This is a genomic window from Frondihabitans peucedani (assembly GCF_039537585.1).
Classification (GTDB): Bacteria; Actinomycetota; Actinomycetes; order Actinomycetales; family Microbacteriaceae; genus Frondihabitans; species Frondihabitans peucedani.
This window is the reverse complement of sequence record NZ_BAABAU010000001.1, coordinates 1,527,146-1,542,188: the sequence shown is the minus strand read 5'-3', so window position 1 is coordinate 1,542,188 and position 15,043 is coordinate 1,527,146. Positions and strand designations below refer to the sequence as shown.

The 15,043-nt window shown below is 71.2% G+C and carries 13 protein-coding genes; 5 read left to right on the top strand and 8 right to left on the bottom strand.

Going from position 1 to position 15,043, the window contains the following annotated elements; genetic code table 11:
* Positions 1-24: 24 nt before the first annotated feature.
* On the top strand, positions 25-501 hold the full coding sequence (locus ABD733_RS07090) for a hypothetical protein (RefSeq protein WP_344794478.1): 477 nt from the start codon (positions 25-27) through the stop codon (positions 499-501).
* Positions 502-617: 116 nt separating this feature from the next.
* Here the strand turns inward: ABD733_RS07090 and ABD733_RS07085 are convergent, their stop codons facing one another.
* The 4 genes from ABD733_RS07085 to ABD733_RS07070 form a co-directional block, all read right to left on the bottom strand.
* Positions 618-1,901, bottom strand: a complete 1,284-nt coding sequence (locus tag ABD733_RS07085; RefSeq protein ID WP_344794476.1) for an MFS transporter — start codon at positions 1,899-1,901, stop codon at positions 618-620.
* Entirely contained in the window at positions 1,898-2,551 is a 654-nt protein-coding gene (locus ABD733_RS07080) for a GntR family transcriptional regulator (protein WP_344794474.1), read from the bottom strand. The genes ABD733_RS07085 and ABD733_RS07080 overlap by 4 nt, the downstream gene beginning before the upstream one ends.
* Positions 2,552-2,684: 133 nt before the next feature.
* Positions 2,685-4,589: a glycoside hydrolase family 43 protein gene (locus ABD733_RS07075; protein WP_344794472.1), complete on the bottom strand. Its 1,905-nt coding sequence runs from the start codon at positions 4,587-4,589 to the stop codon at positions 2,685-2,687.
* A 97-nt stretch (positions 4,590-4,686) separates the two neighbouring features.
* The gene (locus tag ABD733_RS07070) at positions 4,687-5,652 is read right to left on the bottom strand and encodes a sugar-binding transcriptional regulator (RefSeq protein WP_344794470.1); all 966 of its coding nucleotides are present in this window, start codon (positions 5,650-5,652) and stop codon (positions 4,687-4,689) included.
* Between the two features lie 168 nt (positions 5,653-5,820).
* Between ABD733_RS07070 and ABD733_RS07065 the strand changes: the two genes are divergently transcribed.
* Entirely contained in the window at positions 5,821-7,653 is a 1,833-nt protein-coding gene (locus ABD733_RS07065; RefSeq protein WP_425552866.1) for a glycerol-3-phosphate dehydrogenase/oxidase, read from the top strand.
* Between the two features lie 191 nt (positions 7,654-7,844).
* Here the strand turns inward: ABD733_RS07065 and ABD733_RS07060 are convergent, their stop codons facing one another.
* Positions 7,845-9,335 carry a SulP family inorganic anion transporter gene (locus tag ABD733_RS07060; RefSeq protein ID WP_344794468.1) on the bottom strand — a complete coding sequence of 497 codons (1,491 nt, stop codon included), beginning with the start codon at positions 9,333-9,335 and terminating at the stop codon, positions 7,845-7,847.
* Positions 9,336-9,499: 164 nt separating this feature from the next.
* Here ABD733_RS07060 and ABD733_RS07055 point away from each other — a divergent pair, with 164 nt between their 5' ends.
* Positions 9,500-9,832, top strand: a complete 333-nt coding sequence (locus ABD733_RS07055; protein ID WP_344796039.1) for a MerR family transcriptional regulator — start codon at positions 9,500-9,502, stop codon at positions 9,830-9,832.
* 24 nt (positions 9,833-9,856) lie between these two features.
* Here ABD733_RS07055 and ABD733_RS07050 read toward each other — a convergent pair whose 3' ends face one another.
* Entirely contained in the window at positions 9,857-11,428 is a 1,572-nt protein-coding gene (locus ABD733_RS07050; RefSeq protein ID WP_344794467.1) for an MFS transporter, read from the bottom strand.
* Positions 11,429-11,537: 109 nt separating this feature from the next.
* Positions 11,538-12,131 (bottom strand): hypothetical protein, encoded by a 594-nt coding sequence (locus ABD733_RS07045; protein WP_344794465.1) that lies wholly within the window; start codon positions 12,129-12,131, stop codon positions 11,538-11,540.
* Between the two features lie 169 nt (positions 12,132-12,300).
* Between ABD733_RS07045 and ABD733_RS07040 the strand changes: the two genes are divergently transcribed.
* The gene (locus ABD733_RS07040) at positions 12,301-13,899 is read left to right on the top strand and encodes a PQQ-binding-like beta-propeller repeat protein (RefSeq protein ID WP_344794463.1); all 1,599 of its coding nucleotides are present in this window, start codon (positions 12,301-12,303) and stop codon (positions 13,897-13,899) included.
* 73 nt (positions 13,900-13,972) lie between these two features.
* Positions 13,973-14,491, top strand: coding sequence for a DinB family protein (locus ABD733_RS07035; protein ID WP_344794461.1), 519 nt, complete (start codon positions 13,973-13,975; stop codon positions 14,489-14,491).
* A gap of 44 nt (positions 14,492-14,535) precedes the next feature.
* Here the strand turns inward: ABD733_RS07035 and ABD733_RS07030 are convergent, their stop codons facing one another.
* Positions 14,536-15,003 carry an NUDIX hydrolase gene (locus ABD733_RS07030; RefSeq protein WP_344794459.1) on the bottom strand — a complete coding sequence of 156 codons (468 nt, stop codon included), beginning with the start codon at positions 15,001-15,003 and terminating at the stop codon, positions 14,536-14,538.
* Positions 15,004-15,043 lie beyond the last annotated feature (40 nt).

The following is a 15,043-nucleotide window of genomic DNA, read 5'->3' as shown; positions in this document are numbered from 1 at the left end:
CACGCGAGGTGCGATGATCCCGTCATGAGACAGCGGACGGCGGCGATCGTCGCGGGGGCGGTGTCCGTGGCGGCAGTGGTCGCTGTGGGGGCCTACGCCGTGCGGAGCGAGACCATCTACGCCTGTTCCGCCGTCGGATACGTCGAGAGCATCGACGTGTCCTTCGTCGGGCACCCCGAATCGGTCGCCGACGCCCAGCTCTGCGACGACACGGGGTGCTCGCTGCGATCGGGCGTCGAGCCGACGGCCGACCCCACGGACGGCCTGGTGCACGGTCCGGAGTTCGACGCGCACCGGATGAGTGCTTCGCACTGGGCCTTCACCTTCGGCGGGGGCCGTCTCCCCGCGCAGGTGTCCGTGACGGCCTTCGGCGCGTCCGGGTCGCCCCTCGCAACGCGCACGGCGCACCTGAGCTGGTATCGGGAGCACCCGCACGACCGGTGCGACTCGAGGATGGTCACCAGGCCCCTCACGCTCGACATCCCCGCCGCCCGGTTCTGACAGTCGGCACGGTCGGCGCCGCAGGTCGGCAGCGGCACCGCGCCGCGGCGGGATGCCGCAGCCGACCTGCCCCGCCGACGCACCCCGCCGACCCACCCCGCCGACCGAAGCGCCGCCTACCCAGCCGCGGGCAAGTGCTTCCGCGACGACACCCGCACCAGCACCGCCGACACGAGCGCCAGCCCGACGAGCACCAGCAGGATCGCCTCCACCGGCGCGAACCCGGCGACCGCCGCGATCACGGCCGGGACGAGGAAGCCGGCGTAGGCGACCGCGTAGAAGACGCCCGTGAGCCCGGCGAGGTCGCGCGATCCTGCGATGGACTGCACCTCCTGCAGCCCCGACACGAGGCCGAGCCCCATCCCGAGCCCCACCACGACGTTGGCGGCGAGCCCGAGCCCGATCGACTGCGTGCGGATCGCGACCACCACCATCGCCAGGCCGGCGGCGATCAGCAGCACCATCAGGCCGAGGCCTCGGGCGCTGGTCGACGAGTGGATCCTGCGGGCGAACGGCTGGAACGCCGACGAGACGCCGAGCGCCAGCACCGTCGCGGCGGTCGCGAACACGAGGCCCCACGAGCCGGTCGCACCGCGGAGCTGGGTCGGCAGGTAGCCGTAGGCGACTGCGGCGCCGACGAAGATCCACGGGCACGACACGACGACCACGCGGACGAACCGCCGGTGCGACGCCGCCGGGATCCGCAGCTGCCGCCACCACGGCCCGGTGAGGCCGCCGTTCCGGCTCGTCTCGGGCGCGCGCAGGACGATGACGAAGAACGGGATCGTGACGGCGATGTGGATAACGAACGGCAGCACCTCGGGAACCGGTCCCCACTGGGCGATGAGTCCGGCGACGAGTGCCCCCGAGCCCGACCCGAGTGTGAACGCGAGCGATGCCCGCCTCGCGCCCGACGACCGGTCGGCGGCAGGATCGAACGGCGCCTGCGACAGCTCCTTGATCCAGCTGTTTCCCACGGCCATGGCCACGCCGACCGTCGCGCCGGAAAAGAGGCGCCCGATCAGCAGGAATTCGGGGCCGAGCCCGCCGAACGCGAGGAGTCCGCTGCCGACGACCGCGCTGACCAGGCCGGCGAGCATCACGGGCTTGCGTCCGTGGCGGTCGGACAGCGACCCGGCGACGAGCAGGGCGGGCGCGAGCCCGAGCACGTACACGCCGAGGAACGCGTTCACGAGCACCGGGGAGTAGTGCTGCCCGTCTTCGTACATCAGCAGCAGAGGGCTGAACTGGTTGCCGCCCCACGACGACACGAACACGGCGCCCCAGATCAGCGCCCAGGACGGCAGCGCCCACGACGGCAGCCGGCGACGTGCGGCGCCGCTGCTTGCCTCGACCGCAGGCACCGACCCGGTCTCGGGCGCGGTGTCGACGGCGCTCACAGCAGGCCCCGCAGCACGTCGACGTGCCGGTGCAGCGTCGCCTCGTACACCGACGCGTTACCGGCATCGATCGCCGCGGCGAGCTCGCGGTGGTCGGCGAGCGACACGTCGAGGTGCGCGGGCTCGATCCGCATCAGGTGGTGCCGGAGCCGCTGCGCCCGATCGCGGAGAAGCCGCGTGAAGTGGACGGCGATGGGGTTCCGCGACGCGTCGACGACGGCGGAGTGGAACGCGTCGTCCGCATCGACGAAGCCGTCGACGTCGCCGCGGGCGATGCACTCCTCCTGCACGACGAGCAGATCGTGCAGGATCAGCCCCAGCGCTCCCGTGCCCGACTCGATCGCGCGCCTCGCCGCCGCCCCCTCCACGGCCTCGCGCATCTCCACGACGTCGTCGGCCTCCCGAGGAGACATCGGCCGCACCACCGCGCCCTTCCGCGACTCGAGGGTGAGCAGCTCCTCGGCTGCGAGGCGCAGGAACGCCTCGTGCACGGGCGTCCGGCTGAGGCCGAGCTCCTGGCAGACGGTCACCTCGCTGAGGGAGGCGCCGCCCGGCAGATCGCCGCGGATGATGCGGGCCTTCGTCTCGGCGTACGCGCGCTCGGCGGCGGGCTGTGCGGCGGGCGCGACGATCGGTTCGGCGGTGGTCACGCCTCATTCTAGGCATGCACGCATCCATGCATGCAAGCCGACCACCCGACCCCCGTCGCCGCCCGACGTCTCCCGGACTCGGCACCGCGCCGCGGCAGGGTGCTTCGTCCGGGAGACGTTGGGCGGCAGCCGGCTACCGCACCACCGAGCTCACCCGCAGGTAGTCGAACGTCGAGGTGAAGCCCGACCCGCCGAGCGAGATGAGGCCGATCCGCGGCGAAGTCCCGAGCGCCGCTGTCCAGGTCCCGCCCTTGACGAAGTGCCGGCCGTCGACGCTCGTGTAGGCCGTGTAGAGGTCCTCGCCGCCGACGACGCGGTGCACGATGCGGAGCGTGGTCCACGACCCGACCGGACCGACGACCTGATTGCCGTAGTTCGGCGATCCTGCCGGCACCGGCGTCTGCTCCTTGCCGAACTCCGTCTGCCTCGTGTCGAAGATCGAGTTCGACGTCAGCCGGACGTAGTTCCCGTCGTCGCCGTAGACGATCAGGCCGCCCTGCACGTAGTTCTTGCCGTCGCCGGTCGCGGGGGTGTCGACCGACACTCGGGTCTCGACGACGTAGTCGCCAGCGGGAGCCTCCTCGGTGAGGACCGAGGCGAGCGGCGTCGCCGGCGGATGGATGTCGGCATCCTGCGTCTGCCAGCGGAGGGCGCCGCCGCCGACCGACCAGGTCGACGCTCCGGGCTCGCGCGTCCACGAGAGCGTCGCGGGGAGCGAGGCGCCCGAGAAGTCGGTCGAGAGGGCCGCATCGGTCCGCGCCGGCCGGTCGACGGGCTCCCACCGCGGGTGATACGCGACACGCTCGCCGGGCTGCGCGACCGGCCCGGGCTGGGCCGTGTCGGACGGGCCCGCGCCACCGCGGACCACCGGCCAGCCGCCCTGCCAGTCGAGTGGATCGATCAGTGCCGGACGCTTCGTGTAGGTCGGCTGACCCGCGTAGTACGGGTCGTGCCGGTCGACGGCGTGGTAGACGATCCAGTCCTGGTGCGCGAAGTCGGTGACGACCGTGTTGTGGCCGGTGCCGACCCAGCGGTTGCCGTTCTGCGCCAGCATCGGCGTGCCGCCGACGCGGGTGTCGAGAATGGAGACGCCGTCCTGGTCGAGGAACGGCCCGAGCGGACTCCGCGACCGGGCCACGAAGACGCCGTAGCCGGTGAGCGCGCCGTTGCAGCAGTTCGTCGCGGAGCCCAGGAAGTACCACCAGCCGCCGTGCTCCATCAGGTAGGCGCCCTCGTAGCGGTTGTCGATCGCGATCGGCTTCTCGCTCGACGGCTCCGACCGCAGACCGTCCGCCGACAGCCGGCGCACGTTCACGCCGCCGAAGTAGCTCCCGAAGTAGACGTACGACGCGCCCTGCCACGAGATCACCTCAGGATCGAACTCCCACCGCTTCCCGGTGCCGTTCGGAGCGGTCTGAGGTGCGACCACCGGCCCGCCCGAGTCGGTCCAGGGTCCGGTGGGCGACGTGCCCGTCGCCACGCCCACGGCCGAGCCGCCGCCGGTCGCGGCGCCGCCCTCGCCCGGGGTGTCGGAGGCCGCGTAGTACATCAGGTAGCGGCCGTCGCGGAAGACGACGTCGGGGGCCCAGATTCCATTCGCGGCCCCGACCCAGGCCGGCTTCGTCGCGGCGCTGAAGGCATCCCCGACGTAGGTCCAGTGGGTGAGGTCGGTCGAGCGGTAGGTCGGCACGATGTGGCTCACCAGCGAGCCGTCGGCGTTCTTCTCCGTCGCGGTCAGGGCGTCGGTAGTGCAGTACAGGTACCAGTTCCGGTCGGCCTTCGGCCCGGTCGCGGGCTGACCGTGGATCGCCGTCGGGTCGGCGCAGCTCGCAGCCGTCTGCCCGTCCGGCAGAGCGAGCGCCATCGGGTTGGTGTGCGAGGGGGCCACGGCGGCGGCATGCGGTCTCGCCGCCACGAGCGAGGCGGCGGGGAGGCCGGGCGAGGCCGCGGCGGGCAGGGCCGGGGTAGCCAGCAGGGCCAGGGAGGCCAGGGCGGTCAGCAGGATCCTGCGGACCCGGCGGTCGTGTGATCGGCGCACGGTGTCGTCCTCTCGTCCCCACGTCGTCGAGGGGGTCTGATGCGGCAGACAGTACGCCGCGGCGACGCCGATCGACCGGTCGGCAGAGGCTCGCGCCTCAGCTCGTGAGCAGAGCCCGCGCCGTGCTCTCGTCGAGGATGAGATCGGTGATCAGCCCCGCCGCCAGGGCGCCCCGGAGACCGGCGACCTTCGATCTGCCCGCGACGACGCAGATGCGGCGTGGTGCTCGGCGGATCGTCGCGAAGTCGGGGCCGGACGCGCGCTTGTTGAGCGTGATGTCGGTCGAGGAGCCGTCTTCGCGGAAGAAGACGGTCGCGACGTCGCCGACGACGCCCTCGTCGCGGAGGCTCTCGTGGTCGGCCCGCTCGAGGTAGCCGCCCGAGTAGACGTGGCTCGGGACGAGCGCGTCGGGCGCTCCGATCCCGAACAGGACGACGTCCATCGACTCCTGGAGCTCGAGCACCCGCCGCGTGCTGCGCTCCCGCCACAGCGCGACCTTGGTGTCGGGGTCGTCGAAGAACGCCGGCACTGGGAACTGCTGCACCTGCGCCCCGAACGAGTCGCCGAACCGGCGCAGGATCTCGCTCGCGTAGACGATGCCCGTCGTCCGCGTGTTCGCGGCGCCGTTCAGCTGCACCACCAGCGAGCCGTGGGTCGCCTTGGGCACGAGGTAGCGGCTGATGGCGCTCACCGTGGAGCCCCAGGCGACGCCGATGACCATGTTCGAGTCGACGAACTGGGTGAGAATCCGTGCAGCCGAGAGGGCGACGCGGTCGAGCCGGTCGACGTCGGTGGTCTGGTCGGGCACGGGGACGACGTGGGCGACGACGTTGTAGCGGCGGTGGAGGGCGTCGCTGACGACGGTCGCCTGGTCGAGCGGCGACTTGATCTGGATGTCGACGAGCCCGGTCTCGCGGGCGAAACTCAGGAGTCGGGAGACGGACGAGCGCGACGTGCCGAGCTCCCGGGCGATGGCCTCCATCGTGAGGTCCTGCAGGTAGTAGAGGTGCGAGGCGCGGAGGGCGTCCTGGGTGCGGTCGCTGTGCTGGGATTCGATCGTCATCGACGTCCTTCCGTGGTCGTGGGCCCGCTGGAGAGGCCCGTGACGAGCCGCGGAGCGAGGGGAGAGCCGAGAAGAGTCTGCACGTATGTGCAGGGCTCTTGCGCGCCCCCGCTCACAGGTCGAGTATGGCAGAACCGACAGCAAACGACAGTGAAAGCGACAGGTACAGTGACTCCGTCGAAGAAGACAAGCGAGAACCAGGGCGCCGAGGCGTCCTCGACCACGCGTGCGAACGTCCAGCGCATCAAGGAGCGCCCGAGCGCCCAGGTGCTCATCATCGGTGGTGGCATCAACGGAATCGCCACCTTCCGCGACCTGGCCCTCCAGGGCGTCGACGTCGTGCTCGTCGAGCGCAACGACTACGGGTCCGGTGCCTCCGCAGCCTCCAGCCACATGATCCACGGCGGCATCCGCTACCTCGAGAACGGCGAGTTCCGCCTCGTCCGCGAATCGGTCGAGGAGCGCAACGGTCTGCTGAAGATCGCGCCGCACTATGTCAAGCCGCTCCAGACCACGATGCCGATCTTCTCGACCTTCTCGGGCCTGATGAACGCACCGCTCCGCATGCTGACCCACAAGCAGCGGTCCACCAAGGAGCGCGGCGCCGTCCTGATCAAGGTCGGCATGACCCTCTACGACTCCTTCTCGCGCGACGGCGGCACCGTCCCCCGCCACAAGTTCCTCACGCGCTCCGCGGCCCTCCGCGACATGCCCGCGCTGAACAAGAACCTCAAGTACACCGGCACCTACTACGACGCCTCGGTGCACGAGCCGGAGCGCCTCGCGCTCGACGTCCTGAAGGACGGCCTCGAGGCCGGCGGCGACTCGGGCAAGGCCCGCTCCGCGAACTACCTCGAGGCGGCCGGCGCCCGCGACGGCGGCGTCCTCCTCCGCGACGTCGTGACCGGCGACGAGTTCGTCTTCTCGGCCGACGTCGTGATCAACGCGTCCGGCCCGTGGACCGACCTCACCAACGAGTTCCTCGGCACGAAGTCGCAGTACATGGGCGGCACCAAGGGCTCGCACATCGTCGTCGACAGCCCCGAGCTGCTCAAGGCGACCAATGGGCGCGAGCTGTTCTTCGAGAACAACGACGGCCGCATCGTCCTGATCTACCCGCTCAAGGGCCGCGTGCTGATCGGCACGACCGACCTCGAGGCCGACATGTCGCAGCCCGCGGTCTGCACCGAAGAAGAGGTCGACTACTTCTTCGACCTGGTGAAGCACGTCTTCCCGACGATCACGATCACCCGTGACGAGATCGTCTACCGCTACTCGGGCGTCCGTCCGCTGCCGAAGCACGACGACCTCGCCGCCGGCTTCGTGTCGCGCGACTACCGCATCGTCGAGACCAGTGTCGCCTCGCTGCCGAAGTCGAAGGTCCTGTCGCTCGTCGGCGGCAAGTGGACGACGTTCCGCGCTCTCTCGACGCACCTGTCGACCGAGGCCACCACGCGCCTCGGCGTGGCACGCACCGTCGACACGGCCGGCATGCCCATCGGCGGCGGCAAGGGCTTCCCGGTCCTGCCCGGCGACCGCGCCCGCTGGATCACCGACCACCTCAACGGCCTCGAGCGCGACCAGGTCGACCGTCTGCTCACCCGCTACGGCACCCGCGCCGAGGAGGTCATCCAGACCCTCATCGACCAGCCGTCCGAGGCGCTCGCGAGCGACCCCGACTTCACCGCGGCCGAGATCGCCTACTTCGCCGAGCACGAAGACGCCGTCCACCTGATCGACGTCGTCCTGCGCCGCACCAACCTCGCTTTCGTCGGCGGGGTCACCCTCGAGCTCCTGAACGAGCTCGCGGGCGTGCTGCAGGGCTCGCTCGGCTGGAGCGACGCCGAGCGCGACGCCGAGATCGACGACACGCGCACCATCCTGCGCACGTTCCACGGGGTCGAGGTCCAGGCGGCTGCGGCTCCCGAGTCGCCGGCCACCGCGCCCACCGAGGCCGAGAGCCCCGTCACCGCTGCGGCCTCCGGGTCGCCGCAGGCGTAGGCGCCATCACCGACCGCGGCCCCGCCGCCGAGCTCCGCGAGAGGCTCGGTGGCGGGGCCGCTTCGCGTGGTGCTGCCGGTCGGCGCCGCGCGTCGGCGCCGTGCATCGGCGCCGGCACCGGTCCGCGGACTGGTGCCGCTGCCGATGCGACCCGCCGGAGACGGTGACTTGCACGTGCGGCGGCAGCGGCCTCAGGCCGAGAGCCGACCCGTCAGCCGCCGGTGGAACGCCTCGCTCCGCTCGTCGAGCCCCGCGAACTCCACCGTCGCTCCGACTGCGGCGTACTTCGTCTCGATCGAGTCGAGCGCCGCGACCGACGAGGCGTCCCAGATCTGTGCCCGGCCGAGGTCGACGACGACGTGCGCAGGATCGTCGTGGTACGAGAAGCGCTCGACCAGGTCGTTGCTCGAGCCGAAGAACAGCGGGCCGTGCACGTCGTAGCGCACCGACGCCCCGTCGTCGGCCGGTGTCCGCACCACCCGGATGACGTGCGCCACCCGCCGCGCGAACAGGACCATAGCCAGCACGACGCCGACGAGGACGCCGAGCGCGAGGTTGTTCGAGGCGACCACGACGATCACGGTGACGCCCATGACGATCGTCTCGGGCACGGGCATCCTGCGGAGGGTCGATGGTCGGACGCTGTGCCAGTCGACCGTGGTGATCGCGACGATCATCATCACGGCGGCCAGGGCGACCATGGGGATCTGCGCCATGACGCTCGACAGGCCGGTCACGAGCGCCAGGAGGAAGAGGCCGGCGGCAGCCGTCGAGACGCGCGTGCGGGCACCGCCGGTCTTCACGTTCAGGATCGTCTGACCGATCATCGCGCAGCCGGCGATGCCGCCGTAGAAGCCGGCGGCGATGTTGGCGACGCCGAGAGCCCAGGACTCGCGGCCCTTGTGCGACGGCGTCTCGGTGAGGTCGTCGACGAGCTTCGCGGTGAGGAGGGTCTCCATGAGGCCGACGAAGGCGACGCTGAGCGCGGTGGGCCAGATGAGCGAGAGCGTCTGGAAGTCGAGGGGCACCAGGAACGGCGTGATGCTCGGCAGCCCGCCGGTCAGCGGCCCCTCGTCGCCGACGTCGGGCACGGCGACGTGGAAGACGATGACCACGGCGGTGACGAGCACGATCGCGACGAGGGGAGCGGGGACGGCGGTCGTGAAGCGGGGCAGCAGGAGGATGACGGCGAGCGTCGCAGCGAACAGGACGTAGGCGATCCACGGGACCCCGACGACGTGGCGCACCTGCGCCGTGAAGATGAGCACTCCGAGCGCGTTCACGAAGCCGATCATCACGCTGCGCGGGATGAACCTCATGAGGCGGGCGAGGCCGGCCGTGCCGAAGACGATCTGGACGATCCCGGCGAGGATCACCGTCGGCAGGACGTACTTCACCCCGTGCTCGTGGACGAGCGGCGCGATGACGAGGGCGACCGAGCCGGCGGCGGCCGTCACGACTCCGGGGCGTCCGCCGAGGACGGTCATGACGAGCGCCAGCACGATCGACGCCACGAGGCTGACCAGCGGGTCGACGCCGGCGACCACGGAGAACGAGATGACCTCCGGAACGAGAGCCAGCGTGGTGACGATGCCGGCGAGGGCCTCGCGGGTCAGGAGCCGGGGCGCGCGGAGCACCTGGAGGACGGTCGGAGAGCCGGGAGCGGCGGTGTCGGTGGTCACAGCGTCTTTCGCGAGCGTCGGAGGCGGGTGCCGCGACGCTGCGACAATGGAGGCGCGGCCGATTCCGGCGCCGCAGACGAGTCTACCCTCACGTAAGGGAAGAGTTGGGGCACGGGTTCGAATGAGCGCTAGGAGTGCCAGTGAGCGCTGAGAAGCAGTCGACGATGCACATCGGCGAGCTCGCGGAGAAGACGGGCATGTCGCTCCGCACGATCCGGCACTACGACGAGATCGGACTCCTCACGCCGTCGGGTCGCACCGAGGGCGGCTTCCGCCTCTACACGGACGACGACCACCAGCGCCTCCTGCTCATCCGACGCATGAAGCCGCTCGGCTACTCGCTGGAGCGCATGGGCGAGCTGCTCGCTGCGATCGACGCCCCCGAGGTCGACCTGGCCTCGTTCATCGAAGAGGCCGAGAGCCGCCGGGCCGTGATGGCCACCCACCTCGAGATGGCCGACGAGTTCTTGACCCTGCTGAGGCGGCACGAGCGCTAGCACCGCGCCGCGCCGAGAGTGTGCCTAGTGCGCCATCGGCGGCAGCTCGACCGACCCCGTGCTCGTGGCGGAGGCGCTGCCGGCGGCTGCTTCGAGCTTGGCCTGGCGGGCCGAGTGCCGCTGGAAGACCGTGCCGCCGATGATCGCGATGATGACGAACACGCCGCACGAGATCCAGAACGCGAGGTGGTACCCGTAGAGCGTCGCTTCGGCCTGGTCGAGCTTCGAGGTGCCGTGGTCGGCGAGGTACGACGTGATGGCGTTCGCGCTCAGGGTCGAGAGGAGCGCGGTGCCGATGGAGCCGCCGATCTGCTGCATCGTGTTGACGGTGGCGGACGCGACGCCCGCATCCTCGCGCGCGACGCCGGAGGTCGCCGTGTTCATCGCCGACGAGAAGATCAGCCCCATGCCGAGGCCCATCACGATCAGGCCCGGGAGGACGACGCCCGCGTAGCTCGAGTCGAGATCGATCCGGGTGAGGAGCGCCATGCCCGCGGCCGCGATGAGGCCGCCGAGGAACACCAGGATGCGCGGGCCGACGCGGGGGAGCAGCCGGCTCCCGAAGACGGTCGCGCTCAGCATGATCGAGAACGGCATCGGCAGGAAGGCGACGCCCGTCTTGAGCGAGGAGAACCCGAGGGTGAGCTCGAGGTAGTAGGTCAGGAAGAGGAAAACGGCGAACATGCCGATGCCCGCGAGGCCGATGACGAGGTACGAGCCGCCGCGGTCGCGGTCGAGCACGACCCGGAGCGGCAGCAGCGGGTGTGCGACGCGGGCCTGCAGCACGATGAACGCCGCCAGGAGGACCACGCCGCCGGCCAGGCAGCCGATGGTCACCGCGTCGCCCCAGCCGTTCGTCTCGGCGTTGGAGAAGCCGTAGACGATGCCGACGAGGCCGAGGGTCACCGTCACGACGCCGGGGACGTCGACGTGCGGCTTCGGCCCTCCGGCCTTCTTCTTTGTGAGGAACACGAGAGCGCCGACCAGCGCGAGGATCGCGAAGACCACGTTGACGAACAGGCAGAAGCGCCAGGAGGTGTACTCGGTGAGGACGCCGCCGAGCAGCAGGCCGACCGCTGCACCGGAGCCGGCGATGGCGCCGAAGATGCCGAACGCCTTGCCGCGCTCCTTCGGCTCGGTGAAGGTCGTCGTCATGATGCCGAGCGCGGACGGCGCGAGGAGCGCGCCGAAGACGCCCTGCAGGGCGCGGGCCGCCACGAGCCAGCCGAAGGTCTCGGCGGTGCCGCCGAGGACGCTGGCGGCCGCGAACCCGACGAGCCCGATCAGGAACGTCGTCTTGCGGCCGAAGATGTCGGACAGGCGCCCGCCGAGGAGCAGGAGGCTGCCGAACGCCAGCGAGTACGCCGTCACGACCCACTGGCGGTTGTCGTTGGTGAACCCGAGGTCGCTCTGCGCCGAGGGCAGGGCGATGTTGACGATGGTGGCGTCGAGGACGACCATCAGCTGCGCGAGGCCGACGACGGCGAGGATCAGCCACTTGTGGTCGCGGGCACCGGCAGCGGGACGCTGCGCGCGCGAGGGAGGAGCGCTTGCGGAGGGGACGGAGCCGGTCTCGGGCTGCGTGGTCGTGGACATGGGTTCCTGACGATCGGACGGACGGGGAGGCGTTCGTCGTCGGACGCAGACGCGAGCCTAGGCGGAACGACCGACCTTCCGTAAGCGGATCCGCGGGATCGGTGGAGGATCAGCGACGGCGGCGGCCTGGGGAGGAGGCGTCGGCCGCGAGAGCGGCGAGATCCTCCCGGAGGAACGTCCGGAGCCGCTCGTCCCGCTCCGCCTCGTACTCGCTGTCGGGCACCATCCCGGCGCCCGCCTTCTTGAGGATCGCGGCGCCGATGTCGTTCCAGGCCCGGTCGCGCGCCGCAGTGATGATGGCGTCGACGTACTCGTCGTCGCCGATGAGAGCGTCCAGGCGGTCGGCGATCGTGGAGTAGATCGCCTCGCGCGATGCGAGCGCCGAGCTGTCGCCCGCACGGTAGTCGAACTGGTGCCGCGAGCGGCCGCGCGACTTCAGCGCCCGGCTGCGCGCCTCGATCATCCTGGCCGCGAGGTCCCGCTGCTCTCGGATGAGGTGGCCGATCGCGTCGCGCACGTCGCCCGCCGCCTCGGCCCGCACGAAGGGACGCTGCTCGCGGAGCGCCCGCACGATGATCGTGTTGGCGACCTCCACGCTGGCGGCCGAGCGCGCGATGAGCAGGCCGTCGTCGACGGCTCCCTCGACCTGTTCCGGGTCGACGGCGTCGTCCGGCTCGGCTCCGCGCTTGGGCCTGCTTCTCACCCGTCGAACCTATCGCTCCGATCGCCGCCGGGCGCCGTGACACCTGAAGGAGGGGATGGCCGATGTCGGAGGTGCCACGTAGCGTTGACCCGGTCGGGGGACAGGATCGGGAACAACAGGACGTGTATTCGGCGCGTCCTCGGGGACTATCTAGGGCAGGTCACCACACATGGGCTTCAGCACGCGCGCGAGCAGCAGCACCAACAAGAACAGCACTGACAAGAACTGCACCAACAAGAGCAGCACCACGAACGACAGCACCGCCGCGAACCGCCGCGACACCGCGCACAGGGCGAAGCGGCGCAGCGCCGCCGGAGTCGTCGCGGCACTCGTCGCCGTCGGCGGCGTGGTCGCCGTGCCGACCCTCGCCGCCCAGCCGGCCGAGGCCGCGACGACCCCGACGGTGTCGCTGGTCTGGTCGAAGAACTTCGGCATCTCGGGCAAGCCCGTGGCGCTCTCGTCACCCATGGTGGCGACGCTCGACGGCGGCGGCTCGTCGGTCGTCATCGGCGACCGCGCGGGGTACGAGCGCGCCTACCACCTCTCGAACGGCTCGGGGCTCAAGGGCTGGCCGGTCTCCACGGGCGGTGTCGCGGTCGACTCGACCGCCTCCGTGCGCGGCTCGGGCTCCGGAGCGCGCGTCTACTTCGGCGAGGGCAACTCGGCGACGCCGTCCAAGGGCGGCTACCGCGCCATCGCGTCGACCGGCAAGATCGCCTGGAGCCTCAAGCCCAAGGCGGAGCCGGGCAAGCCGGCGACGGCGGGCGTGATGTCGGGCCTCGCGATCGGCAACATGCAGTCGGACAACAGCGTGGTGGGCGGGTCGATGGGGCAGACCCAGCTGCTCATCGACGCGTCGACGGGCGCGATCGGCAAGGGCTTCCCGTGGTTCCAGGCCGACTCCAACTTCACGACGCCCGCGGTCTCGACCCTCGGGATGAGCGGCCGCGACCTGATCGTCGAGGGCGGCGACTCGACCGCGGGGATCGCGTTCGGCAAGCGCTACGCGAACGGCGGTCACATCCGCATCCTGAAGCCGACCGGCAACGCCGGCACCGGCAACCAGGGCGGCGGCCTCCGCTGCGAGTACAACACCACCCAGGTCGTCCAGTCGTCGCCCGCCGTCGGCCCGTTCCTCACGGGCGGCAAGTGGGGCGCCGTCGCCGGGACCGGCAAGTACTACAAGGGCGCGTCCGACAGCAACAAGGTCATCGCCATCGACTCCAGCTGCCACCCCATCTGGAAGGCGAACCTCGGTGGCATCACCGACTCGAGCCCCGCGCTCGCCGACGTGAAGGGCACCGGCCACACCTGGGTCGTCGCCGCGGGCCGGATCAGCAACACGTCCAGCCGCGTCTCAGCCCTCGACGGCTCAAACGGCCGAGCCCTCTGGTCGACGACCGTCCCCGGCGGCGTCTACGGCGGAGTGACGAGCGCCGACCTCACGGGAGCCGGCTATCAAGACGTCATCGTCCCGACGGTGACCGGCACCTACATCATCGACGGCCGCAGCGGCAAGACGGTGGCGAAGGTCGGTGCGGGCTACGGCTTCCAGAACTCCGCCCTCGTCACGAACGACCCCGACGGGAGCATCGGCCTCACCCTCGCCGGCTACAACGGCAAGAACCAGGGCACGCTCCTGCACTACCGCTTCACGAACGCCGGCGCCAAGGGCGCGAACGTCAACAAGAAGGGCGCCTGGCCGATGTTCCACCACGACCAGAAGCTGACCGGCGACTCGCAGACGGTCCTGACCGCGAAGCCCTAGCGCCGACACCGGATCGTCCCCGCCCCGCAGCCCTGCGGCTGCGCCCGGGCGGGGCGGCCCGTACGCTCGGGTCATGCCGATCGTCCCCGACACCAAGAACTGGACCTGGGTCCTTCACGAGCCCTGCCCGGAGTGCGGCTTCGACGCCGCCCGAGTCGCATTCCGCGAGGTCCCGGCGCTCGTCCGCGAGAACGCTGCGGCGTGGCCCGCCCTCCTCCGCGCCGACGGTGCCCGCGACCGGCCCGACACGTCGACCTGGTCGGCCCTCGAGTACGGCGCGCACGTGCGCGACGTGTTCCGGGTCTTCGAGGGCCGGCTGCAGCTGATGCTGCGAGAGGACGGGCCGTCGTTCCCCGACTGGGACCAGGACGCGACAGCCGTCGCCGACGACTACGCCGCGCAGGATCCCGAGACGGTCGCCCGAGACCTCCTGGCCGCGTCCGAGTCCGTGGCCCGGGCCTTCGAGGGTGTCGCCGACGACGAGCTCGGCCGCGCCGGGTTCCGCTCCGACGGCAGCGCCTTCACGGTCGAGTCGCTGGCCCGCTACTTCGCACACGACCCGGTCCACCACCTGCACGACGTGACGGCGTAGCGGCGCCGCAGGCCGGCCCCTGGGCCGACCGCCGGGCTCGAGCCTCAGAGCTCGAAGCGCGCCGCCGGCTCGTCGGCCAGCGCCGCGTTCAGTCGGGCCAGCATGTCCGGGGTCATCTCGGGCAGCCCGTCGAGGGGGAACCAGCGCGCCTCGGTGTTCTCGCCGTCGGCCGGGAACGGATCGCCCGACACGTAGTCGCAGAGGAACGTCAGGTCGAGGTAGCGGGTCTGGTCGCCGTTCTCGTAGACGACCAGGTCGGTGACGTCGACCATGGCGAGCCGGGTGGGCGTCGCGACGACGTCGGCCTCCTCGAGGACCTCGCGGGCTGCCGCCGTCGCCGGGTTCTCGCCGGGATCGATGATCCCGGTGACCGGGGTCCAGCGGCCGTTGTCGGCGCGCTTGACGAGCAGGACGCGGCCGTCGTCGACGACGCACGCGGTCACCCCCGACAACCACAGCGGGTCGGTGCCGATCCGGGACCGGAGGGCGAGGACGAAGTCGGGGACGGCCATGAGGCGAGGCTAGCAAGGCCCGCGAGCCCTCCGGAGAGTC